This is a genomic window from Micromonospora solifontis (assembly GCF_003725545.1).
Lineage (GTDB): Bacteria > Actinomycetota > Actinomycetes > Mycobacteriales > Micromonosporaceae > Micromonospora > Micromonospora solifontis.
In genome coordinates this window covers 1-21,123 of sequence record NZ_RJLN01000049.1, presented here as the reverse complement: position 1 = coordinate 21,123, position 21,123 = coordinate 1, and the positions used below count along the sequence as shown (strand labels likewise).

Annotated in this window: 25 protein-coding genes and 1 riboswitch; of the genes, 13 read left to right on the top strand and 12 right to left on the bottom strand. The window is 70.9% G+C overall.

Annotation, left to right across the window (positions count from 1 at the left end; all coding sequences use genetic code 11):
- Positions 1-35 precede the first annotated feature (35 nt).
- Positions 36-965, bottom strand: a complete 930-nt coding sequence (locus EFE23_RS17575) for an LLM class F420-dependent oxidoreductase (protein ID WP_123242027.1) — start codon at positions 963-965, stop codon at positions 36-38.
- Positions 966-1,064: 99 nt separating this feature from the next.
- Between EFE23_RS17575 and EFE23_RS17570 the strand changes: the two genes are divergently transcribed.
- On the top strand, positions 1,065-1,373 hold the full coding sequence (locus tag EFE23_RS17570) for an ArsR/SmtB family transcription factor (protein WP_123242026.1): 309 nt from the start codon (positions 1,065-1,067) through the stop codon (positions 1,371-1,373).
- A gap of 2 nt (positions 1,374-1,375) precedes the next feature.
- Positions 1,376-1,912 carry an SRPBCC family protein gene (locus tag EFE23_RS17565; protein WP_123242025.1) on the top strand — a complete coding sequence of 179 codons (537 nt, stop codon included), beginning with the start codon at positions 1,376-1,378 and terminating at the stop codon, positions 1,910-1,912.
- A gap of 378 nt (positions 1,913-2,290) precedes the next feature.
- On the opposite strand, the gene EFE23_RS17560 is transcribed toward EFE23_RS17565, so the two are convergent.
- Entirely contained in the window at positions 2,291-3,496 is a 1,206-nt protein-coding gene (locus tag EFE23_RS17560) for an FAD-dependent monooxygenase (protein WP_123242023.1), read from the bottom strand.
- Positions 3,497-3,567: 71 nt separating this feature from the next.
- Here EFE23_RS17560 and EFE23_RS17555 point away from each other — a divergent pair, with 71 nt between their 5' ends.
- Positions 3,568-4,149 (top strand): TetR/AcrR family transcriptional regulator, encoded by a 582-nt coding sequence (locus EFE23_RS17555; RefSeq protein WP_123242022.1) that lies wholly within the window; start codon positions 3,568-3,570, stop codon positions 4,147-4,149.
- A gap of 53 nt (positions 4,150-4,202) precedes the next feature.
- Here EFE23_RS17555 and EFE23_RS17550 read toward each other — a convergent pair whose 3' ends face one another.
- The 3 genes from EFE23_RS17550 to EFE23_RS17540 all read right to left on the bottom strand — a co-directional run bounded on the left by EFE23_RS17550 (position 4,203) and on the right by EFE23_RS17540 (position 6,451).
- Positions 4,203-5,240: a hypothetical protein gene (locus tag EFE23_RS17550; RefSeq protein WP_123242021.1), complete on the bottom strand. Its 1,038-nt coding sequence runs from the start codon at positions 5,238-5,240 to the stop codon at positions 4,203-4,205.
- Positions 5,240-5,509: a hypothetical protein gene (locus EFE23_RS17545; RefSeq protein WP_123242020.1), complete on the bottom strand. Its 270-nt coding sequence runs from the start codon at positions 5,507-5,509 to the stop codon at positions 5,240-5,242. The genes EFE23_RS17550 and EFE23_RS17545 overlap by 1 nt, the downstream gene beginning before the upstream one ends.
- Positions 5,510-5,824: 315 nt before the next feature.
- Positions 5,825-6,451: a biliverdin-producing heme oxygenase gene (locus EFE23_RS17540; protein WP_123242019.1), complete on the bottom strand. Its 627-nt coding sequence runs from the start codon at positions 6,449-6,451 to the stop codon at positions 5,825-5,827.
- 510 nt (positions 6,452-6,961) lie between these two features.
- Here EFE23_RS17540 and EFE23_RS17535 point away from each other — a divergent pair.
- The 3 genes from EFE23_RS17535 (at position 6,962) to EFE23_RS17525 (ending at position 10,105) form a co-directional block, all read left to right on the top strand.
- Positions 6,962-8,254 carry a quaternary amine ABC transporter ATP-binding protein gene (locus EFE23_RS17535; protein ID WP_233601038.1) on the top strand — a complete coding sequence of 431 codons (1,293 nt, stop codon included), beginning with the start codon at positions 6,962-6,964 and terminating at the stop codon, positions 8,252-8,254.
- Positions 8,251-9,144, top strand: a complete 894-nt coding sequence (locus EFE23_RS17530) for an ABC transporter permease (protein ID WP_123242017.1) — start codon at positions 8,251-8,253, stop codon at positions 9,142-9,144. Before EFE23_RS17535 ends, EFE23_RS17530 begins: the two co-directional genes overlap by 4 nt.
- A gap of 82 nt (positions 9,145-9,226) precedes the next feature.
- On the top strand, positions 9,227-10,105 hold the full coding sequence (locus tag EFE23_RS17525) for a glycine betaine ABC transporter substrate-binding protein (RefSeq protein ID WP_204334313.1): 879 nt from the start codon (positions 9,227-9,229) through the stop codon (positions 10,103-10,105).
- Positions 10,106-10,168: 63 nt separating this feature from the next.
- Here EFE23_RS17525 and EFE23_RS17520 read toward each other — a convergent pair whose 3' ends face one another.
- On the bottom strand, positions 10,169-10,555 hold the full coding sequence (locus EFE23_RS17520) for a hypothetical protein (protein ID WP_123242015.1): 387 nt from the start codon (positions 10,553-10,555) through the stop codon (positions 10,169-10,171).
- Between the two features lie 142 nt (positions 10,556-10,697).
- Between EFE23_RS17520 and EFE23_RS17515 the strand changes: the two genes are divergently transcribed.
- The 3 genes from EFE23_RS17515 to EFE23_RS17505 all read left to right on the top strand — a co-directional run bounded on the left by EFE23_RS17515 (position 10,698) and on the right by EFE23_RS17505 (position 12,472).
- Entirely contained in the window at positions 10,698-11,207 is a 510-nt protein-coding gene (locus EFE23_RS17515) for a SigE family RNA polymerase sigma factor (RefSeq protein ID WP_123242014.1), read from the top strand.
- Complete coding sequence (locus EFE23_RS17510; RefSeq protein WP_123242013.1) at positions 11,204-12,055, top strand: hypothetical protein; 852 nt, start codon at positions 11,204-11,206, stop codon at positions 12,053-12,055. Before EFE23_RS17515 ends, EFE23_RS17510 begins: the two co-directional genes overlap by 4 nt.
- Positions 12,056-12,178: 123 nt before the next feature.
- Positions 12,179-12,472, top strand: coding sequence for a hypothetical protein (locus EFE23_RS17505; RefSeq protein ID WP_123242012.1), 294 nt, complete (start codon positions 12,179-12,181; stop codon positions 12,470-12,472).
- Between the two features lie 20 nt (positions 12,473-12,492).
- Here the strand turns inward: EFE23_RS17505 and EFE23_RS17500 are convergent, their stop codons facing one another.
- Positions 12,493-13,080, bottom strand: a complete 588-nt coding sequence (locus tag EFE23_RS17500; protein ID WP_123242011.1) for a TetR/AcrR family transcriptional regulator — start codon at positions 13,078-13,080, stop codon at positions 12,493-12,495.
- Between the two features lie 152 nt (positions 13,081-13,232).
- Between EFE23_RS17500 and EFE23_RS17495 the strand changes: the two genes are divergently transcribed.
- The 4 genes from EFE23_RS17495 to EFE23_RS17480 all read left to right on the top strand — a co-directional run bounded on the left by EFE23_RS17495 (position 13,233) and on the right by EFE23_RS17480 (position 17,216).
- Positions 13,233-14,252, top strand: coding sequence for an aldo/keto reductase (locus tag EFE23_RS17495; protein WP_123242010.1), 1,020 nt, complete (start codon positions 13,233-13,235; stop codon positions 14,250-14,252).
- A 119-nt stretch (positions 14,253-14,371) separates the two neighbouring features.
- Positions 14,372-15,499, top strand: a complete 1,128-nt coding sequence (locus tag EFE23_RS17490) for an HAF repeat-containing protein (protein ID WP_123242009.1) — start codon at positions 14,372-14,374, stop codon at positions 15,497-15,499.
- A 290-nt stretch (positions 15,500-15,789) separates the two neighbouring features.
- A riboswitch (SAM riboswitch) is annotated at positions 15,790-15,905 on the top strand.
- A gap of 11 nt (positions 15,906-15,916) precedes the next feature.
- On the top strand, positions 15,917-16,543 hold the full coding sequence (locus EFE23_RS17485) for a GNAT family N-acetyltransferase (RefSeq protein WP_123242008.1): 627 nt from the start codon (positions 15,917-15,919) through the stop codon (positions 16,541-16,543).
- A gap of 94 nt (positions 16,544-16,637) precedes the next feature.
- Positions 16,638-17,216, top strand: a complete 579-nt coding sequence (locus EFE23_RS17480) for a hypothetical protein (RefSeq protein WP_123242007.1) — start codon at positions 16,638-16,640, stop codon at positions 17,214-17,216.
- 95 nt (positions 17,217-17,311) lie between these two features.
- On the opposite strand, the gene EFE23_RS28020 is transcribed toward EFE23_RS17480, so the two are convergent.
- The 5 genes from EFE23_RS28020 to EFE23_RS28215 all read right to left on the bottom strand — a co-directional run.
- Positions 17,312-18,205, bottom strand: a complete 894-nt coding sequence (locus EFE23_RS28020) for a hypothetical protein (protein WP_148058466.1) — start codon at positions 18,203-18,205, stop codon at positions 17,312-17,314.
- A 278-nt stretch (positions 18,206-18,483) separates the two neighbouring features.
- Complete coding sequence (locus EFE23_RS17470) at positions 18,484-18,783, bottom strand: helix-turn-helix domain-containing protein (protein ID WP_123242005.1); 300 nt, start codon at positions 18,781-18,783, stop codon at positions 18,484-18,486.
- A gap of 3 nt (positions 18,784-18,786) precedes the next feature.
- The gene (locus tag EFE23_RS17465; RefSeq protein ID WP_123242004.1) at positions 18,787-19,137 is read right to left on the bottom strand and encodes a type II toxin-antitoxin system RelE/ParE family toxin; all 351 of its coding nucleotides are present in this window, start codon (positions 19,135-19,137) and stop codon (positions 18,787-18,789) included.
- 750 nt (positions 19,138-19,887) lie between these two features.
- Positions 19,888-20,376 (bottom strand): hypothetical protein, encoded by a 489-nt coding sequence (locus EFE23_RS17460; protein WP_148058465.1) that lies wholly within the window; start codon positions 20,374-20,376, stop codon positions 19,888-19,890.
- The coding region (locus tag EFE23_RS28215) for an RHS repeat-associated core domain-containing protein (protein ID WP_158675881.1) at positions 20,361-21,123 on the bottom strand (763 nt) is incomplete at its 5' end. The genes EFE23_RS28215 and EFE23_RS17460, both read right to left, overlap by 16 nt.

Genomic DNA, 21,123 nt, shown 5'->3' with positions numbered 1-21,123 from the left:
CAAGGAGTCAAGCCTCGCTGCCCCGGTCGGCCGGCTCAGAGCTGGGGCATCACCTCGGCGGCGACCAGGTCCAGGTGGTCCAGGTCGGTCAGGTCGAGCACCTGGAGGTAGACCCGCCGGCTGCCGATCTCCGCGTACCGGCCGAGCTTGTCGACGACCTCGGCGGGGGTGCCGGCGAGGCCGTTCTCGCGCAGCTCGGCCGGCTCCCGACCGATCGCGGCGGCGCGGCGGGCCACCTCGGCCTCGTCCCGGCCGCAGCACAGCACGAGGGCGTTGGACCAGACCATGCCGGCCGGGTCCCGGTCGATCGCGGCGCAGGCGTCTTTCACCCGCTGGAACTGGGCCACCGAGTCCTGGACCGAGACGAACGGCAGGTTGAACTCGTCGGCGTAGCGGGCCGCGAGCCAGGGCGTGCGCTTCGGGCCCATGCCACCGAGCAGGATCGGCGGGCGCGGCTGCTGCACCGGCTTGGGCAGCGCGGGCGAGTCGCTGACCGGGTAGTACTTGCCGGGGAAGTCGAAGGTGCCGCCGGCCGGGGTCTCCCAGAGCCCGCTGATCACCGCGAGCTGCTCCTCCAGCCGGTCGAAGCGCTCGCCGAGCGACGGGAAGGGGATGCCGTACGCGGTGTGCTCCTCGGCGTACCAGCCGGCGCCGATGCCCAGCTCGACCCGGCCGCCGCTCATCTGGTCGACCTGCGCCACCGTGATGGCCAGCGGTCCGGGGAGGCGGAAGGTCGCGGCGGTCATCAGGGTGCCGAGCCGGATCCGGGTGGTGTCCCGGGCCAGGCCGGCGAGGGTGGTCCAGGCGTCCGTCGGGCCCGGCTCCCCGCTCACCGAGCCCATCTTGAGGTAGTGGTCGGAGCGGAAGAAGGCCCCGAACCCGGTCTCCTCGGCGCGGCGCGCGACGGCGAGCAACTGGTCGTAGCTGGCACCCTGCTGGGGCTCGGTGAAGATCCGCAGTTCCATGCCCCGAGCATAGGAAGACCGGCGGGAGCGCGCGCCGTGGGCAGCCACTCCGGCTTGTATTCCTTGACAGGCATATGACGGACGAGGCATATTGACAGGGTGTCCGTCGACGCGTTCGCCGTGCTGGCCGAGCCCACCCGACGCCGCATCCTCGACCGGCTGCGCCGCTCGGAGAGCAGCGTCGGCGATCTCGTGGACGCGCTGGGGATGAGCCAACCGGCCGTCTCCAAACACCTGAAGGTGCTCCGCGAGGCCGGCTTCGTCACCTGCCGCACCGCGGCCCAGCAGCGGATCTACCGGATCGACACCCGCCCGCTGCGCGCCGTGGACGAGTGGCTCGGTCCGTACCGGCGGATGTGGGCGGCGCACCTCGACGCCCTGGAGCGCCATCTCGACAGTCAGGAGTGACGATGGACCGCGACAGCTTCCGACCCGGCCCGCTCGCCGAGGTCGCCCGGGTACCGGCCGGCGACCGGTGGGACCTGGTGTTCGTCCGGGACCTGCGACACCCGCCGGAGAAGGTCTGGGCCGCGCTGACCGAACCGGACCGGCTCGCCCAGTGGGCCCCGTTCCTGGCCAGCCGTGACCTGAGCACGCCCGGCGAGGCCACGCTCAGCACCGTCGACGGCGAGCAGACCCATCCGCAGCCGGCGACGGTGCGGCACGCCGACCGGCCGTCGCTGCTCGAGTACACCTGGGGCGACGGGCTGCTGCGCTGGGAGTTGACCCCGACCGCGGCCGGCACCCGACTCACCCTGCGGCACCGGATCGACGACCCGGATTTCGGCCCGATGCTGGCCGCCGGCTGGCACCTCTGCCTCGACGTCGCCGGCCACCTGCTCGACGGCGACCCGGTCGGCCCGATCCGGGGCGGCGAGGCGAAGGAGTTCGGCTGGGAGGACCTGCGCGCCGCGTACGCCGAACGCCTGGCCGCCCCGGAGTCCTGACGGATCTCGGGCCCGTCCGCCTGATGCGGGCCGCACCGCCGCGCGCGGTGCCGTCCGCCACCCCTCCCGCCGAGGCACTCCTTCAGAGCCGAGGCACTGCTTGAGACCGGCATGTCTCTGCGACATGTTCATGTCGCAGAGACATGCCGCTTCCAACCTGGCTGCCGACGACCCGCGACACGCCGGGCGACCACCGCCGCGTCGGCCCGCGGGTGCCGACCAGCCGCGACCCGCCGGACGACCAGCGCCGCGTCGGCCCGCGAGTGCCGACCAGCCGCGACCCGCCGGGGCCGGCCGCCCGGCCGTGCCGTGGTCACCATGACGTCCGGCCGGGACCGGTCGCGCCGCGTCCGTCGGTCGGGTCCGGGGTGACGGCGGTCAGGCCGCACGGGCCGGCACGTCCGGCAGGGTGATGGCCGCGGCCGCCGTCCGGATCGGTTCGGTGACCCGGCGGATCATCCGCTCCCGACCGGGCAGCCGGGGCATGAGCCGCAGCATCAGCGTCTGGAACCGGATCTGCGCCGCCGAGCCGAGCACCATGCCCTTGAGGTTCCGCTCGGCGAGCTGTTGGTTCGCGGCGACGAACGGCCGCATCCGGCGCTCGTACGCGGCGAAGCCGGCCACCGGGTCGCCGGCCGCCTCCGCCAGCGCGGCGGCCAGCACGTACGCCCCGACCAGGCCGAGGCTGGTGCCCTGCCCGGAGGCGGGCGACGCCGCGTACCCGGCGTCCCCGACCAGGGCGATCCGGCCGGTCGACCAGCGGTCCATCCGGACCTGGCTCATCGCGTCGAGGTAGAGGTCGGGCGCGTCCGGCAGCGCGGCGAGCAGTTCCGGCACCCGCCACCCGGCCCCGGCGAAGGCCCGGGCCAGCGCGGCCCGCTGGCCGGCCACGTCCCGGTGGTCGGGCGCGTCCGCCGGGGACGGGAAGAGGAAGAGCGCCCGGGCGTCCGGCGCGCCGGCGGTCCGGTAGACGCCGACCGTCCGCCCCGGCGCCGGGTGCATCAGCTCCACCCGCTCCTCGCCGAGCCCCGCCGGCACGGTGCAGATGGCGATGTGGTGCCCGAGCGGCCGCAGGTACGCCGACGCGGGGCCGAAGGCGAGCCGCCGCACCGTCGAGTGCAGCCCATCGGCCCCGATCACCAGGTCGAAGCGGCGACTCGTCCCGCTCGCGAAGTCGACCTCGACCCCGTCGGCGGCGGGGCGCAGCGCGGTGATCGAGTCGGCGAAGCGGTGGTCCACGTCGCCGGTCGCCGCCATCAGGATCCGGACCAGGTCGCCACGCATGATCTCGACGTCGTCCCCCTCCCGGCCGCCGAAGAGCGCCGCGTCCATGGTGGCCAGCTGGCGCCCGTCGGCGGCGACGAACCGGGCCAGCCGCATCCCGGTGTCGCGCCGGCTCACCTGCTCGCGCAGTCCCATCCGGTCCAGCACGGTCAGCGCCGCGCCTCGGACGTCCACCTTGTAGCCGCCGTCCCGCAGCGCCGGGGCGCGCTCGACGACGGTCGGCCGGAAGCCGTGGTGGCGCAGCCACCAGGCGAGCGCGGTGCCGGCGACACCGGCGCCGGAGATCAGTACATCGGTCATGCCGTCACGGTACAAGCGTGTCAGACGTTTGTGCAAGACAGATGTCCAAGGACTCCGGTAGGCTGCCCGGCATGGGAAATCGGGAGGACCTGCTCGCCGGGGCCAAGCGCTGCCTGATGGAGAAGGGGTACACGGCCACCACGGCCCGCGACGTCGCCACCGCCGCCGGCACCAGCCTGGCCGCCATCGGCTACCACTTCCGCACCACGAAGGCGCTGCTCAACGAGGCGCTCTTCGCGGCGATGGCCGAATGGGGCGAGGAACTGGAGCGCGCCCTGGCCCACGACGCCGGACCGGACGCGACACCGGAGCAGCGGTTCGAGGCGGCCTGGGAGCGGATCATCGAGTCCTTCGCCCGGCTGCGGCCGCTCTGGGCCATCCAGTTCGAGCTGATCGCGCAGATGGACCGGTCACCCGAGCTGCGCGAGGCGTTCGCCGGCGTCACCCGGCAGGCCCGCCTCGGCCTCGCCGAGGTCTTCCACCGGCTCGACCCGGGCGCCGACGAGGCCACCGCGCTCGCGCTCGGCGCCTTCCACCAGTCGCTGCTCGGCGGCGTGGCGGCCCAGTGGCTGGTCGACCCGGCGACGGCGCCGACGGCGAAGGAGCTGACCCGGGCGCTGCGGGCGCTGACCGCGGAGTTCGGTCAGGGCTGACCGAGACCGGCCTCCCGACGGGCGACCGGGCGGGTCGCCCGCCGGCGGGCCGGTCACACGTACGGCCGGGTGGCGTACGCGGCCCGCAGCGCGGCCAGCCCGGCGTCCTTGGGGACGAAGGCGCCCCAGCCGGAGTTGAAGTAGTTGGTCCGCACGATCCGGGGCCCCCGCTCGGCGTTGAGCTGGGCGATGGCCGGCGGCACGGTGGCGATCCAGGCGCCCTGGTCGGGGAACTCCGCCTTCCGCACCCCCCACTCGGCGATGATCACCGGGCGGGAGAGCGCGACCGGGCCGAGGTCGGCCACCGCCCAGTCCCTGGTGCGGCGGAACCGACCCAGCGCGGTGTGGGCCGGGTCGGTGGCGTAGACGTTCCACTGGAGGAAGTCGAGCCTGGCCATCAGCGCCTCCGGGTGCGTGCGCAGGTACGCGGCCCGGTCGAAGCCGCCCGACCCGACCGAGAAGGTGGTGCCGGCGGGCAGCCCGCGCGTCTTGAACCAGTTCACGATGTAGGTCATCGCCTGCACCGCGCGGGTGTCCGAATCGGCCCAGCTGTAGGCCACCCCGGACTCGGTGGTGCCGAACTCGTGGTCGGTGTCCAGCTCGGAGGCGAGCTGGATGTTCACCGGGAAGCCCAGGGTGCGGTACTGGGACAGGGCCCGGGCGAGGAGCCCGTCGCAGAGGCCGGCGAGGACCTGCCCGTACCCGTACGCCTTCGGCCAGGTGGTCCCCGGGCGCTGCTGAATGGTCATCGCGGGGGCCGGGACGGTGTAGCGGACCCCGTCCACGGTGAAGGTCTGCGGCCCGGTGTCGGCCGCGCCGTAGTGCTTCAACTCCAGCACCATGGTGATGGCGACGCCGTTGCGGCCGAGCACCGGCAGCCAGGTGTTGTGGTAGCCGGGGAAGACGTACCCGTCGGCGAAGCTGCGGTACTGGGTGAGCGAGCGGAAGTTGCCGCCGGCCAGGTCGGCCGTCGGGTCGGCGTTGCCGGACAGGTAGTAGCCGCCCAGGACCGGCGGGGCGACGGTGTAGTCGGCGGTTGCCGTGGCGGTGTGTCCACCCCGGTCCCGCACCGTGACGGTGACCCGGGGCATCACGCCACCGCCCGGTACACCGCCACGGCACCGGTGTCGGAGACCTTCGTCCAGGTCCGGCCGGAATCGTCGGTGACGGTCACGGTGAGCGGGTCGATGACGGCGGTGACCCTGGCCGGCGCGCTGCTGTTGCCCTGCGCGTCGGTCACCACGACGGTGACGGTGAGGGTCTTCGTGTCCGGGTCGGCGTAGGTGACCGTGAGGGTCATCTGGTCGCCCGGGGAGTAGGTCGAGGCGTTCAGGCTGGCGGTGACGGTGGGAGCGGCCATCTCCGCCCCCTCCTTCCTTGCTCGTACGCCCGGCGTGCGCCGGTGCGCCCGGTCGGCCGCCCGGCGGTGCGCGTCCGGGGTGTCGGCCGGAGGTGGGTGACGTCCTTGTCCTGACGTGGCTGGCGCCGTCCGACCTGGACGGCGTGGCGCCGGGCCGGAGGGATGGGATGTGGCCCGCCATCCGCAGCCTCTCCACCTGCATAAACAATGCGCTGGGAGGGCCGGTGCCGTCCTGTCGGCCATGCGTCGTCCGGACTGTCCTCGATCCGGTTGCCCCCCGACCAGCGACGGCGGCCGGGTGCGCCGGCGGCCGGGTCAGGCGACGCGGTCGGCCCGGCCGCCGAGGATCGGCGCGGCGGCCCGACCGACGAAGGCGAAGGTCTGCCGGGCGGCCTCGGCCGCCGCGCGCAGTTCCGCCGGGGACCAGTCGCGACCGGCCAGGGCGAGCCGGAAGTCCCGCCAGTCGCGGCCCGGTGCCCGGCCGGTACGCCGGAAGAACCGGGTCGCCGCACCCTCGGTCAGGTCGAGGCGGCGCTCCACGGCGGGGGCGATGACGCTGCCGCCCAGGGCGCTGCCGAGCAGCACGTACCGGCCGCCCACCGCGCGGTCGGTGGTGTCGAAGCGGACCCCGTACCCGCCGGACGGCCGGGCGGGGTCGACGCCGAGGGCGGCCAGGTCGGCACGGAGCAGCGCGGCGGCCTCGCCGAGCCGGGCGGCGAGCGGCAGCCCGGACCAGTCGGCCGCGGCGAGGGCCTGCTCCAGCGGCGCCCAGGAGGCGAGCATCGCGGCGAGGACGGCACCGAGGTCCGTTCGGGTGCGGATCCGGCCGGGCAGGTCCAACTGGCGCTCCAGGGCGCGGTGGTGCTCCCGGGTGCCGTCGCGCAGCGCGGCCAGCATGGGTGAGGCCGGCTGCGTACGCCGGGGCCGCGCCTGGTTCGACATCCGGCAAGTATGCCCGGCGCTCGGCGTTCGTCATGAAATCGCCCCGGCCCACGATATCCACGGCGATAGATCTGCTATGGCGAGCGACCGGGGCCCCGAATCGGACGACCGGCGAGAGACGATCCAGCCACGCCGTCCGAGACGAATATGACGAACGCATGACAGTTCTTTGTCAGCGGCTTCATATTCGCCGGACAAACGACGATACCGCCCCCGGCACAAGCGGCCCGGCGAGACCGGACCAACGACGCGACGGACCAACAAAATCCCTGCTGGAAGCGCTGTCGGGGCACGCACCGCACGGGTGCCGACGACCGAATTCGACCGCGGATTTTTGTGTGCAGATCCACATTCCCCGCAGTACGGGCTGGATTTGCCGCGATGACGTCGGTAGGTTTCTCGGCCGGCCCTCATGAGCCACCGAATGTGACCGATGTTGATATGACGGACGAGACGCGAAGACGGTCACCACTGGCGAACCCGCCAGCGGTTTCTGTCGGAGAGGGGATCGTGTCCGCGCTCGCAGTGCAGTCGCTCTACAAAATATTCGGCAATCGGACCGACGAAGCGGTGAGACGCCTGGCGACCGGCGCGCCCCGCGCCGAGGCCCTGGCCGGCCTGCCGGCCACGGCCGCCGTCATCGACGCGAACTTCGAGGTACGCCCCGGCGAGATCTTCGTCGTGATGGGCCTCTCCGGCTCCGGCAAGTCGACCCTCATCCGGATGCTCAACGGCCTGCTGCGCCCGACCAAGGGCAGCGTGCGGGTCGACGGGGTCGAGTTGACCACGTTGAAGCCCGCCGCGCTGCGCAAGCTGCGCCGGGAGAAGATCAGCATGGTCTTCCAGCACTTCGCGCTCATGCCGCACCGGACGGTGCTGGAGAACGCCGGCTACGCGCTGGAGGTCGCCGGGCTGCCCAAGGCGGAGCGGCGCGAGCGGGCCCTGGACGCGCTGCGGATGGTGGGCCTGCAGGAGTGGGCGGACAAGCTCCCCCACGACCTCTCCGGCGGCATGCGACAGCGGGTCGGGCTGGCCCGCGCGCTCGCGGCCGGCACCGACATCCTGCTGATGGACGAGGCGTTCTCGGCGCTGGACCCGCTCATCCGCCGGGAGGTCCAGGACCAGCTCCTGGAACTCCAGGCCGAGCTGGGCAAGACCATCATCTTCATCACCCACGACCTCAACGAGGCCATGCGGCTCGGCGACCGGATCGCGGTGATGCGGGACGGGCGGATCGTCCAGATCGGCACCGCCGAGGAGATCCTCACCGACCCGGCCAACGACTACGTGGCGCAGTTCGTCGCCGACGTCGACCGGACGCGCATCCTCACCGCCGCCTCGGTGATGGAGAAGCCCCAGCACGTCCTGGACGTCAACGCCGGTCCCCGGGTGGCCGCCAAGGCGCTGCGGGAGAGCCAGACCTCGGTGGTCTACGTGACCGGGCCGGGGAAGAAGTTCGTCGGCACCGTCACCGAGGACGAGGTGCTGCGCGCGCTCCGCGAGGGCCGGGCGAACCTCGACGGGTACGTCTCGACCGAGCGGGTCCGCACGGTCACCGCGGACACCGCGGTCGCCGACCTGTTCGCCGACTGCGCGGAGAGCCAGCATCCGGTGGCAGTCCTGGACGACCGGGGCCGCCTGACCGGCGTGATCCCCCGGATCACGCTGCTCAGCGCGTTGGCCAGCGTCGCGCCGGACGAGCCGGCGGCGTCCGACGAGCCGGCGGCCGAGCCGACGGCGGTGGCGCCGTCGTCGGAGCCGGCCGACATCGAACTGGTCGTCGGAAAGGAGATGCCGGCATGAGGCTGAGCGAATTCCCGCTCGACGCCGCGCTGCCCCGGGTGCCACTGGGCGAGTGGATCGAGTCCGCCGTGAACTGGGCCACCCGCACCCTCGGCCCGCTCTTCGACGCCATCACGACCGGGGTCGAGGGACTGGTCGGCCCGCTCGAACATCTGCTCAACGGCGTGCCTGCGGTGGCCGTCGTGGCGGTGCTGGCCGGGCTCGGCTGGTGGCTGCGCGGCTGGAAGTTCGCCCTCGGCGCCGCCGTCGGCCTTCTCCTGGTGGCCGGCATGCCGTACTGGGAGGAGACCATGAGCACGCTGGCGCAGGTGCTCGTGGCCAGCGTGCTCGCCCTGCTGCTGGCGATCCCGCTGGGCATCTTCGTGGCCGAGAACAAGCGGGCGTCCGCGGCGGCCCGGCCGGTGCTGGACTTCATGCAGACCATGCCCGCGTTCGTCTACCTACTCCCGGCGCTCTTCTTCTTCGGCATCGGCACAGTGCCGGGCGTGCTGGCCACGGTGGTGTTCAGCATGCCGCCCGGCGTCCGCCTGACCGAGCTGGGTCTGCGCCAGGTCGACAAGGAGATCGTCCAGGCCGCCGAGTCCTTCGGCGCGCCGCCGTGGATGGTCCTGCTGCGCACGAAGGTGCCGCTGGCGCTGCCGACGATCATGACCGGCGTCAACCAGGTGATCATGCTCTCGCTCTCCATGGTGGTCATCGCCGGCATGGTCGGCGCTGGCGGCCTCGGCGACGTGATCATTTTCTCGCTGTCCCAGGTTGAGGTGGGCGCCGGGTTCGAGGGCGGGATCGCCGTCGTGGTCCTCGCCGTCGTGCTCGACCGGCTCACCGACTCCGCGGGCGACCGGTTCCCGTCCGCGCGGGCGCAACGCCTCGCGCGGGAGGCCGCCTGACCGACGCCGGCACCCCTGGCCCCCGCTTACGTGAGGGCCGCCGGCACCCCGTATCAGGAAGGAAACCCCTGTGTTCAACACGATGAAGCGCGTCCTCGCACTCGCGGTGACCGCAACCCTGGCCCTCGGCGGCGCCGCCGCCTGTGGCGACCAGTCGGACGGTGCGTCCGGCGGCGATAACAAGAGGATCACCATCGGCTACATGGCCTGGGACGAGGCGATCGCCGCCTCGAACCTGTGGAAGCACGTCCTGGAGGAGAAGGGCTACCAGGTCCAGCTGAAGAACCTGGAGGCCGGTCTCGTCTACGGCGGACTCGCCAACGGCGACATCGACCTGTTCCTGGACAGCTGGCTGCCCCAGACGCACGCCTCCTACCTGGAGAAGTACGGCGACAAGCTGGAGAAGCTCGGCGTCTGGTACGACGACGCCAGCCTGAGCATCGCCGTGCCGAAGTACGTCGAGGGCGTCGACTCCCTCGCGGACCTGGCCGGCAAGGCCGGCACCTTCGACGGGCAGATCATCGGCATCGAGCCGGGCGCCGGCCTCACCAAGGCCACCCAGGAGAAGGTGATCCCCGGCTACGGCATGGACGGCAAGCTGAAGCTGAAGACCTCGTCGACCCCGGCCATGCTCGCCGCGCTCGACGGCGCTATCGCCGGCAAGAAGCCGATCGTGGTCACCCTCTGGCACCCGCACTGGGCGTACGCCAAGTACGAGCTGAAGGACCTCGCCGACCCGAAGGGCACCCTCGGCCAGGCCGAGCAGATCAACACGCTGGCCCGGAAGGGCTTCGGCAGGGACTTCCCCGAGGTCACCGCGATGCTGAAGAAGTTCAAGATGGACGGGCCGCAGCTCGCGTCCCTGGAGGACCTGATGTTCAACACCCACAAGGGTGACGAGGAGAAGGCCGTGACGGAGTGGCTGAAGGCCAACCCCGACTACCTGAAGACGCTCTCCTGAGCACCGCATGACCACGAGGGGCCCCGCCGGTTCGGCGGGGCCCCTCGTCGTTCGTCGCTCGGCTCACCCGCCCGTCAGCCGCCGGCGGAGCAGGTGGGCGGCCAGGCTGACCACGAGGCCGCCGGCCGCCGTGCCGACCAGCACCAGCGCCGCCCCGACCGCCCACAGCCCGCTCCCGTCGGTCGACGCGGCCTGCCCGGCCCACGGGACCGTGAAGGCGACCGCCATCACCGGTCCGACCAGCCACGGACTGAGCCACCAGCCGCCGGCGGCGGCCACCACGGCGAGCGTGAGCACGCACCCGGCCACCTGCCACACCGCGTACGGGCCGGTGGTCGCGCCGGTCTCCGGGTCGACCCGGTAGCCGGTGTTCCAGCTCAGCCAGGCGAACCAGGTGCCAACCGTCGCCGCCGCCAGGAGCAGGCCGCCGAACAGGGTACGCGTCGTCATGGCGCATGATCCTGCCAACCGCGCCGGCCGAGCTCATGAGCCTTCATACTCAGCCACGGCCGGAGGTCGGATTTCGTTTCCCCGTGCAACCGTCCGAGCGGGACCGGGCGTGACTATCTCGCATCGGGGATAGGAGGCTTGCATGAGCGATCGCGACACGGCGTTCGCGGAATACTTCGCCGCGAGGTCGGACGCGATGCGGGGCACCGCGTACCTGCTCTGCGGCGACTGGCACCGGGCGGAGGACCTGGTCCAGACCGCCTTCACGAAGCTCTACCTGGTCTGGAACCGCGTTTCCCGGCACGAGGTGCTCGACGCCTACGTACGGCAGATCCTGGTTCGGGCCTTCCTGGACGAGCGGCGGCGGGGCTGGTGGCGGCGGGAGCGGGTGGGCGGGGACGACGCCGACCGACCGAACCCACCCGAGTCGCCGGAGAGCCGGTTGGTGATGCTCCAGGCGCTCGCCGCCCTGGCGCCGCGGCAGCGGGCGGTCCTGGTGCTCCGCTACTGGGAGGACCTGTCGGTCGAGGAGACCGCCGCGCTGCTGGGGTGCTCGCCCGGCACGGTGAAGAGCCAGGCGGCCCGTGGCCTGGAGAACCTGCGCGGCCTGCTGCTCCCCGCGTACAGCACGATCGAGAAGGGGGAACGATGAACGGGGCAGAGTTGCGCGAGGCGCTCCGCCACGAGATGGCGGCCGTCGTCCCGCCGCCACCGCTGGACTCGGCCGCCGCGCTCGGCACCGCCCGGCGCGTCCGCGCGCGTCGGCGTACCGGATGGGCCTGCGCCGGGTCCGCGGCCGTGGTGCTGGCAGTCGCCGGCGGCGCGGCGATCGGCACCGCCGGTGCCGGCATTCCGGGTACGGGCGGCGTGGGCCCGGCGGCGGCCGGACCGCGACCGATCCCGGGCCCGTCCGGCAAGACCGCCGAGCCGTGGCCGACCGGGCCGGACGGCCGCCCGCAGGAGGACCGGACGGCGAAGGCCGGCGCCCGGTACGACCAGGCGGTCCGGCTGCTCGACCAGCTCATCTCGGTGGTGCCGGCGGGGTACGCCGTGCCGGAGAACCCGGCGGGCGGGTCCGACGATCCGCCGCGCAGCAGCCAGGCGTCGTTCGAGGAGAAGGTGAACGGCGTCGACGTGTGGCGCTACACGTCGGCGGCCGCCGTCGCCAGGGGGGACCGGACCGGGCGGGTGCTCGTCGAGGTGTACACCCGTGGGAACCGGCTGCCGACCGAGCCGTGCGCGCTGACCCGGGAGTTCTGGGGCATGCAGGGCCAGTGCCAGGTGGTGACCGTCGGCGCCACAAAGGTCGGGGTCGTGGTCCGGCCCACCACCGACCGGCGCTTCGAACAGTGGTCGGCCTACCGGCACCCGGACGGGGTGGTCACCTTCGTGGCGCAGGCTCCCACGTTCGGCAGCCCCCGGCAGGGGCTGGCGGAACTGCCGTTCACCGTGCCGCAACTGGCGACCCTCGCCATGGACGAACGGTTCCACCTGCAGTGACCGGATGGCGGGATCGGCTGGGCCGGGCCCGGCCGATCCCCCTCCCGCCGCTGAGCGGACGGCCTGCGACCGGGGCACGGCACGCGGCGCGGCGGAAGCCGACACGCGTGAGAACATCCGTCCATGAGCAGCGACGCAGCCGTCGACGTGAGCGCCCTGGCGATCAACGTCACCATCCCGGAAGGGCTCCGCTGGACCGACACCCGGCGGGGCGAGGAATTCACGCTGAGCACGCTCAACGTCCGGCTCCTCCCCGACGGGCGCCTCGCGACGAAGGCCTACGGCCGACCCACCGGCGGCGGCCGCGGCACGTACGTCTCGTTCCCGGTTCCCGACCGGCCCGAGCTCGCGGCCCTGGTCGCCGAGGCCGCCAACCGCGCCAGCGCGCTCTGGGCCGCCCACCGGGGTCTCGGCTGACCGCTCGCCGCCGTCTCTCCCTAGTGGAGGCGCAGTCCGGCGATGAGGAGCTCGACCAGGCGGCGGGCGTCGTAGCGCGGGTTGCCGCCCGCGCCGACGCAGAGGTTGCCGACGCCGCGCAGCAGTTCGTAGGCGCCGATGTCGGGGCGGATCTCGCCCGCCGCGGCGGCAGCGTCGAGCAGTTGGCCGCACACCGGGACGAGGCGGTCAATGAAGTAGGCGTGCAGGCTCTGGAAGGCGGCATCGTCGGACTGCAACGCCTCGGCGAGGCCGTGCTTGGTGACCAGGAAGTCGACAAAGAGGTCGATCCAACGCGCCAGGGCGGCGTGCGGTGTGCCGCCGTCCGCCAGCAGTGCCGGGCCGGCCTCGGCGCATGCCTCGACCTGGTGCCGGTAGACCGCGACGATGAGGTCGGCCCGCGTCGGGAAATGGCGGTAGATGGTCCCGACGCCGACGCCGGCCCGCGCGGCGATGTCGCGTACGGGCACGTCGACGCCGGCGGCGACGAAGGCCGCGGCGGCCGCGTCGAGCAGTGTCACCTCGTTACGCCGCGCGTCGGCCCGCTTCCGCCGGCCTGACGGTGCCGCGCCGCTGCCGTTGTCGGCCATCAGGTCGCCCCCTCCGCTCACTCCGCTTGGCAAACGGAACAACGTTCCGTATCGTGGTTAGCGGAACAACGCTCCGCTTGTTCAGGATGCCAGGTCGGGCCCGCCGCACCAAGCCGCGCTCTCGACCCCTCACCCTCAAGGAGGGACACATCATGCAATACCGCACCTTGGGCCGCACCGGTGTGCAGGTCAGCACCCTCGTGCTCGGCGCGATGAACTTCGGCAGCCTCGGGCGTACCACCCAGGACGAGGTCACGGCCATGGTCGACACCGCCCTGGCGGGCGGGATCAACCTCATCGACACCGCCGACATGTACGGCCGGGGCGAGTCGGAGGAGATGGTCGGCAAGGCCATCGCCGGCCGCCGCGACGACATCGTGCTGGCCACCAAGGCGGGCCTGCCCATGGGCGACGAACGCAACCACCAGGGCGGTTCGCGCCGCTGGCTGGTCACCGCGCTGGACAACAGCCTGCGCCGGCTCGGCGTCGACCATGTCGATCTCTACCAGATCCACCGGTGGGACCCGAGGACCAGCGACGAGGAGACCCTGTCGGCGCTCACCGACCTGCAACGCGCGGGGAAGATCCGCTACTTCGGATCCTCGACGTTTCCCGCGTACCGCATCGTCCAGGCCGAGTGGGCGGCCCGGGAGCACCACCTGGGCCGGTACGTCACCGAACAGCCCAGCTACTCGATCCTGCAGCGCGGGATCGAGACCCACGTCCTGCCCGTGACCGAGCAGTACGGGCTCGGGGTGCTGGCCTGGAGCCCGCTGGCCTCGGGCTGGCTGTCGGGGGCGATCCGGAAGGGCCGGGACGTCACCACCAGCCGCTCGAACGTCATGCCGCAACGCTTCGACGCCACGCTTCCCGCCAACCGGGCCCGGCTCGACGCCGTCGAGCGGCTGGCCACCGTCGCCGACGAGGCCGGCCTGACCATGATCCAGCTCGCGCTCGGGTTCGTCACCGCACACCGCGCGGTGACCAGCGCGATCATCGGCCCTCGCACGATGGACCACCTGCGCTCCCACCTCGCCGCCGCGGACACCGTGCTCTCCGCGGACGTGCTCGACGCGATCGACGCCATCGTCGCCCCCGGCGTCGACCTCGCCCCGGACGAGAAGCACGACACCCCGCCCGCGCTGCTCGACGCGGCGCTACGGCGTCGCTGACCGGCTCGTCGAGGTGTCGGCAACTGCCACAGCCCGGCCGGTAACCACCGCGTAAGGGTTTTCCGGCGGCTGCGACCGGATCATCGACCCATCCGCAGTACGTCACGAGGGGACTGTTGATGAGTCGACGACAGCGAATCCTGGCCGGCCTGGCCGTGGTGGTCGCCGGGCTGGCGACCACGCCCGGCATCGCGGCGGCGGACGCCGCCCTGCCCACGTACACCTACCTCGACCTCGGCACGATCGGCGTGCCGAGCACGGGCGAGCCGCCCAGCAGCGACGCGTACGCCCTCAACGCCGCCGGCACCGTGGTGGGCGTCTCCACGATCGACGGGATCTTCAACCATCACGCGTTCGCGTGGACCGGCGGGACGATGACCGACCTCGGCGCCATGTACGCCGGCACGTTCGGCGCCAGTTCGGCTGCCGGCATCAACGACGCCGGCGTGATCGTCGGCTCGACCCACGTCAACGCGACGGATCCACCGCACGCCTTCCGGTACGCCGGCGGCACACTGGCCGACCTCGGCACCGGCTACGGTGCGGGCAGCGGCAGCCACGCGAACGACGTCAACGACAGCGGCACCGTTGTCGGCACCCGATTCGAGCGGCAGGGTTCGCCGGAGCGGGCGGTCGTCTGGCGCGACGGCACCATCCTCGACCTGGGCACGCTCGGCGGGCAGGCCGGGGCGTGGGGCACGGACAGCATCGCCTACGCCGTGAACGACGCCGGGCACGTGGTCGGGGGCGCCATCACCCCGAGCGGCGCGTTGCACGCGTTCGTCTGGAAGGGGGACGCCCTGCGGGACCTCGGCACCCTCGGCGGCCGCACCGAGTCCACGTACGCCCGGGACATCAACGACCACGGCGACGTCGCCGGCATCTCCCAGAACACCAGCGGACAACTGCACGCGACCCTCTGGAGTGGCGGCACGATCCGCGACCTCGGCACGCTCGGCGGCAACTACTCCGAGGCGCGGGCGGTCAACGACGCCGGGCAGGTGGTGGGCATCGCGCGGACCTCCGGGGGCGGGTCGTACACCGAGCGGGCCTTCCTCTGGCAGGGCGGGCGCATGGTCGACCTGAACAAGCGGGTCCGGGGCCTGCCGTCGACGGTGACCCTGCGGTCGGCCGAGGACGTCAACGATGACGGGCTCATCGTCGGCTTCGCCTGTCCGGTCGCCTGTGACGCGGGGGGTGACGCGGCCCGGCGCGCCTACCTGCTCGTGCCGACCGGGCTCGCCTGATCTTCGCGCCGACCGGCCCGGGACCGGGGTTCACCCCCGGTCCCGGGCCGGCGGCACCGTGCCGACCCGTCCGGCGGTGTCACTTCCCGGGGTCGTTGCATGTTTATGTGTACCTCCCACCAGATAGACGCACGAGCAGATCAGATCTGCACCCGCGCGACAGATTCCCGGGGCGGAGCCCCGAGATCCTCTGGTCCTGGTCGTCCCTCCATTCGCCAACTGATCGCGGCAGTTCCGGACACCTGACCAACGGGTTGGCGTGAGCCGACGGCGTTGCTAGGTTGGCACCCGGTCATGAGTGCCAGCGCGAAGCCCCGGCTTGCTGGCCGGCAACCCTCCTGTCGCGGGTGGGGTGCCCCGGGTGAGGACCCGGCCTGGCGCATGATGTGCCAGGCAAGTCGCGAACGGAGCGCTTGCATGCCATTTCCCACCGGACTGACCGCGCCGCTGCTCGACGGCGAACTTGTTCGCCTGGAGCCCCTGGAGCACCGGCACGCTGCGGACCTTGCCACCGCAGCCGAGGAGGACCGCACCTCGTACGGCTTCACCTGGGTGCCCAGGGCGGACGAGGTGAACGATTACATCACCGCCCAACTGGCACGAGCCGCGACCGGGAGCCTGATGCCGTACGCACAGGTGGCCAAGGCGTCGGGACGCGCGGTCGGGGCGACCGCCTACTGGGATCCGCGGCTGTGGCCGGACCGCGACGAGTTGTGCGCGGTCGAGGTGGGCTTCACCTGGCTGGGTGCTTCGGCGCAGGGCAGCGGGCTGAACACCGAGGCGAAATTTCTGCTCTTCGCGCACGCGCTCGAGCAATGGCGGGTGGCCCGTGTCGACCTCAAGACCGATGCCCGCAACAAGCGCTCCCGCGCGGCGATCGAGCGGGTAGGAGCACGGTTCGAGGGTGTACTGCGCTGTTGGTCGCGGTCGTGGGCGCCGAATGAGGAGGGTTTGCTCCGGGACTCCGCGATGTACTCCATCCTCGCCTCGGAGTGGCCAGCCTGCCGGACCCGACTACAGGCACGGCTCGGTAATCGCCATTGAGCGCGGACCGACGGCCCATCCGTTACAGGCGTTCTCGTTGCGGCTGGCGGATCTCCGGCAGCGCTCCGGTGTGGAGAGCCCCTAGGCTGACCCCATGCCGCCGGAGCACGCATTGATCGACCTCGACGACCAGAATCACCAGCCGGCGGGGGCCGGTGCCAACACTTCTGACCGGCTTCTGGCCAGACGCAAGCTCGCCCTGCGGCTCGTCGCCGCGTTCGCAGCCGGGGTTGTGCTCGGCGGCTTCGGCATCAACCAGCTGCGAGACTCGCGTGAACAGCGGGAGCGGAACGCCGTGGTCGCACTCGTGGCCCTACCTCAGTCGGCCAACTTGGGCGGCTCGTCCTCCCAGGGATCGGTCCAACTGTCCGGACTGTTGATGGTGGTCAACGCCGGTCCCGCGCCGGTCACGGTTCGTGGGGTCACCGCGGAGCGGCCGGGCGTCGTGATCCGCAGCATCGAGCATTCCCGACTGGTACCTCCCGGCGGCACCGGTCAGGTCATGGTCGAGCTGCGGTTCGAGTGCTCGATCGCCTTCAAGCCGGAGTCACTGTCGCTACGGCTTACGGTGGAGACCGAGGACGAGCAGATCAGAGAGGTCACCTACCCCGTCGCTCTCTTCGGCAGCGACTGGCAGCGCGATGCTCTGGGGATGTGCGACCCCGACGCGTAGCCATGGCGGATGAGGCGTGACAGAACGCTCGCATGTGTCGCTCACTCGCCAACCGCTTTGTCGTCGAACCCGGCGGGACTGAGCATGGCCACTGTTTACGACCCAGGGCCGCCGTCGCGGGGCAGCACCGGCTCTGACTCCGCCGTGTCAGCAGGGAGGCGTGTGTGGCGGCGGTTCTGGGTAGCGACGGCGCGACCAACGCGTTCCTGCCATCGCTCGGCGCCGAAGATGCGCTCGGCTTCGGTGTCGAGCCACCCGTGGAGGGTGTCGAACGAGGAGATCACCTTGTCGAGGCGGATCTTGCCGTACCGTTGTTTGTCCCGGCCGTCCACCTGGTCAGTGGGGATCTCCCTGCGGTATACGAGGATGGTCTGGTAGATGCTCAACAGTTCAGAGGACGAGAACTCGTCCGAGGTGAACCTGTAGGTGTGCGGGCTGGCCACAAGGTTCTCGATAGCTCGAACGCTGAACTGGTCCAGACCAGAGAACCCCATGCTGTGCACGTCGTGCTCGGCCATGTCGTTGTCGAGCAGGTGGGCGATCCAGACAACGATGCCCTTGTTCATCTGAAGTTCAAACTTCGCGCTGACAAACATCGATGCAAGCTCATCTCGTTGTCGCGCGCGTTCGTAGGCTATCGCACCACCTTGAGCGAGCGCGAAGCCCCAGAATGTCCCGATCAGCGATACCCACATCGGGGTTCGTTGATCACGTAGCATCACGGCGGTAAGTACGGTCAGGGTCGCCAGAACGGCAAGCATTGTCAGCGCTGCTGGCAGCAGCGTGTACTGGCGGGTCGCTCGATGCCAGCGAGCGGAAACCTGCGGCAAGACAGCGCCTAGAGCCTTTCGTCCTGAACGGCTGAGTAGCGACAGCCGGGCTGGAGCCACCGACCGCCCATGTCGCCTGACCGAGTCGATTCCGGCAAGCCCGAGCCGCTGCCGTACCCCCCGCAGCCACACCTCGATCCGATCACCAAACCGCGTCACGCCCTCATTGCACCGTTCCGGCACAACGACCGACTCACGCTCGCTGCGGACTCAGTGCGGACTGAGGGCGTCGGACCGTACCTTGACGCCGTTCATCCGGGCCGTCGCCAGCATGGCTGACCAGGGTGTTTTCGTGGTGGGCCGGACGCGTCGCCGCGAACACCGCACATCACCGTGGCCGGTGACCCGCTACCGGCACATTTGACCAGGTCGCGGGCGCGGGGCGGTGCCCGATGAGCGCCACCAGCTCCGGCTCCGCATCAGCGGTTGTCGGCGGCTCAAGCCGCCGCGTCGCGTGGCTCGAAACTCACGCTGAGACTCACATCCAAGGCCGCCGCCAACCGCTCCAACACCGGCAGGGTCGGAACGGTGCCGCCGGCCTCGAACCGCGCGACCGCCGACTGTGTCATCCCGGATCCCTTAGCAAGTTGCGCCTGACTCCAACCCCGGCGTTCACGAAGCTCGCGAACCGCACGACCGAGCTCGAACGCCAACCGCGCCGCGTCGTACGCCTCCGCCGCCCCAGGCTCGGCCATACGCCGCTCCCGCATCGCGGCCCAATCGCCACGCTCGCCCATGACCTAGCCCTCCTCTTCCACGACGCGGTGTGCCTCATCAATGCACCTCGCCAATGCCCGGCGCGCCCGGTCGATCTCTCGCTCGTCGCGCATGCGCGTCTTGTGAAAGACCGTCAACAGGATGATCCGCCTGTCCGATGCAATCCAGTAGGTGATCCTGACCGCCTGCCGATCCAGGTAGAACCGCAACTCGCGCAGCTTCCCATCGAGCTGTTTCGTGTACGGCTCACCCAGCAGCGGCCCATGTTCAGCCAGCAGGTCGACGTAGAACGCCGCTCGGGCGAACAAGGCGGTCGGCAGACTCTCCAGCCACTTCTCGACCTCCGGCTCCAACTCGACGGCACCCCAGGTCATAGCAGCAATGCTATACCAGCCTCAGCTGCCGGCGTAGCCGAAGAGCGGTGTTCGCACTGTTCGATTCGCATCGACATAAGAGCAGGTCAAGGTCATGGTGGGCCGGAGGTACCACCATGCGAACCAACCGGCGACCATCGCCGGTGACCCGTTGCCACTGCGTTTGCGCAGGTCAGCCCGATGAGGAGAGACTTCCGGCCGTCGCCCGGCGGTGGGCGGCTTCGGCGCTTGACGGGTAACCGCCCTGCCTGACCACAGGCGTAATCGCCGGGGAGTCCGCGGACCGGGAGCCGTTCATGGCTGTGCGCCCGGGGCGGCCCTCGACTTCGCGTACGAGGCCCCGTCGCCCATGTCCGACACGGTACAGGTCGCGTCGGCCGGTCAGTGGCCCGGCGGATCCGGAGCGGCGCCGCAGAGGTCGCGACTTGCATCGGCGGGAACGACGCTTGGCCCAGAAGTATCGTTCAGCTACCCTTCGGCGCCGACAGCCGGCACCCACCTTCCCGGCGGCATCGAACCCGCGAACGGCCCGACACCGCCGCCATCCGCGAAGCCATCGAAGAGACCGGCATCCACGGCAGCCTGTACCTTCGCTGAGTCGTCGGAGTGTACGGTCGCACCACATGATCACCCAGTGCGACACCCCTTACACGGAACGGCTCAGCGGGCAGCTACCCACCGTCCACTGACCGTTACGCGGAAAGGCTCACTTCGGGTGGCGGGGAGAGGCGAAGCCTCCCCCCGCCATTTTCATTCAGGCTTGGTCAACCTCGTCGTGTAGCCGAACAATCGCTGGGCGAGGGCACCAAGGCCGCGCGGTGTCGATATAGACAGATCATTGAGGTTCGGAAACCTAATCGATCGGCCCACGAGCCTGCCACGCCGCTCACGAAACTCCTCTTCGTACTCCCTCTTGAGGAAGCTGTCAGCAATAAGCAGAAGGTCGTCCAACGCTTCCCGCTTACTCTGGTCGTCGTAGGCGGTGCGTTGAGTTTGGTACACGTTCGCCAATGCGAGCAGGAAGACCTCACCACTTTCCGTGACGGTCACGATCACAGATGCGGCGTCCTGAATCCTCTCGATCCGCAGGCGCAAGAAGTCTTGCGCCTGCAAGTCATAGCCAGTCGCTAGGTTCCCTCGGACGACCTCTTCACCGAAACGCCTGAGGGTCTGCTCAAAAGATGAGCTATCCGGTCCGTCAATCCCCTGACCCATTGCGATCGTCATCCGTTCTTCCACCAAGTCCAGTTTCTAGCGATGCTTTTCTTGCCGCTCTGCACCGTGAACCAGTTGAAATCGATCCCGCCGTAACGACGTTCCATGTGTATATGAATCGGGTTGAACGCCCTGCCGAAGCGGCCGAGCTTTTTGTAGTGGTTGTAGGCCGGTCCGATAGAGATTCGGAACTTTGCGCCCGGCTTAGGTTTGCCAATTCTAACGTAGTTGTTCCCGTTGGCCAGGTAATCGCCAGCCCGCTTTGCGGCGCGATTCAGGGCGTGACGCGACCGCGTCATGTGGTTCATCACCGCTCGTCCGAGGCGCTTGCCGCCTCTTGCGGCGGCATGGACCGCCTTTGCGGCTCGGGCAGCGCGAGCGACGCGTGCTGCTCGTGTCGCCCTGGCCGCTGCTCGTGCTGCCTTTGCGGCGCGGGCTGCTTTGACGGCGCCGACGGCGAGGCGTGCGCCTTTAACGGCGGCGCCGAGTCCGACTGCGGCGGCTGCGGCGACGCCTACGGCGAAGGCGGCTTCTTTCCAGTTGCCGGCGGCTGCGTAGCTGACGGCGGAGACGACGCCGGCGACGGTGCCGATGGGTCCGGGGATCATGGACATGACGGAGGCGACCGCACCGACTCGGTTGAAGAACTTCTTCCAGCCGAAGCGGCCGTCGAGGTCGACGCAGTTGACCGGGTCGGCGGAGCAGTAACTGTAGCCGGTCATGGACTGGGGGTCGTCGGTGTCGAAGACCGGGTCGACGCTGATGAACCGC

Bases quoted from the DNA above. Each gene is read 5' to 3' on its own strand.
- EFE23_RS17575 (WP_123242027.1), bottom strand. From the start codon at position 965: ATGGAACTGCGGATCTTCACCGAGCCCCAGCAGGGTGCCAGCTACGAC.
- EFE23_RS17565 (WP_123242025.1), top strand. From the start codon at position 1,376: ATGGACCGCGACAGCTTCCGACCCGGCCCGCTCGCCGAGGTCGCCCGG.
- EFE23_RS17560 (WP_123242023.1), bottom strand. From the start codon at position 3,496: ATGACCGATGTACTGATCTCCGGCGCCGGTGTCGCCGGCACCGCGCTC.
- EFE23_RS17555 (WP_123242022.1), top strand. From the start codon at position 3,568: ATGGGAAATCGGGAGGACCTGCTCGCCGGGGCCAAGCGCTGCCTGATG.
- EFE23_RS17550 (WP_123242021.1), bottom strand. From the start codon at position 5,240: ATGCCCCGGGTCACCGTCACGGTGCGGGACCGGGGTGGACACACCGCC.
- EFE23_RS17545 (WP_123242020.1), bottom strand. From the start codon at position 5,509: ATGGCCGCTCCCACCGTCACCGCCAGCCTGAACGCCTCGACCTACTCC.
- EFE23_RS17540 (WP_123242019.1), bottom strand. From the start codon at position 6,451: ATGTCGAACCAGGCGCGGCCCCGGCGTACGCAGCCGGCCTCACCCATG.
- EFE23_RS17530 (WP_123242017.1), top strand. From the start codon at position 8,251: ATGAGGCTGAGCGAATTCCCGCTCGACGCCGCGCTGCCCCGGGTGCCA.
- EFE23_RS17525 (WP_204334313.1), top strand. From the start codon at position 9,227: ATGAAGCGCGTCCTCGCACTCGCGGTGACCGCAACCCTGGCCCTCGGC.
- EFE23_RS17520 (WP_123242015.1), bottom strand. From the start codon at position 10,555: ATGACGACGCGTACCCTGTTCGGCGGCCTGCTCCTGGCGGCGGCGACG.
- EFE23_RS17515 (WP_123242014.1), top strand. From the start codon at position 10,698: ATGAGCGATCGCGACACGGCGTTCGCGGAATACTTCGCCGCGAGGTCG.
- EFE23_RS17510 (WP_123242013.1), top strand. From the start codon at position 11,204: ATGAACGGGGCAGAGTTGCGCGAGGCGCTCCGCCACGAGATGGCGGCC.
- EFE23_RS17505 (WP_123242012.1), top strand. From the start codon at position 12,179: ATGAGCAGCGACGCAGCCGTCGACGTGAGCGCCCTGGCGATCAACGTC.
- EFE23_RS17500 (WP_123242011.1), bottom strand. From the start codon at position 13,080: ATGGCCGACAACGGCAGCGGCGCGGCACCGTCAGGCCGGCGGAAGCGG.
- EFE23_RS17495 (WP_123242010.1), top strand. From the start codon at position 13,233: ATGCAATACCGCACCTTGGGCCGCACCGGTGTGCAGGTCAGCACCCTC.
- EFE23_RS17490 (WP_123242009.1), top strand. From the start codon at position 14,372: ATGAGTCGACGACAGCGAATCCTGGCCGGCCTGGCCGTGGTGGTCGCC.
- EFE23_RS17485 (WP_123242008.1), top strand. From the start codon at position 15,917: ATGCCATTTCCCACCGGACTGACCGCGCCGCTGCTCGACGGCGAACTT.
- EFE23_RS17480 (WP_123242007.1), top strand. From the start codon at position 16,638: ATGCCGCCGGAGCACGCATTGATCGACCTCGACGACCAGAATCACCAG.
- EFE23_RS17470 (WP_123242005.1), bottom strand. From the start codon at position 18,783: ATGGGCGAGCGTGGCGATTGGGCCGCGATGCGGGAGCGGCGTATGGCC.
- EFE23_RS17465 (WP_123242004.1), bottom strand. From the start codon at position 19,137: ATGACCTGGGGTGCCGTCGAGTTGGAGCCGGAGGTCGAGAAGTGGCTG.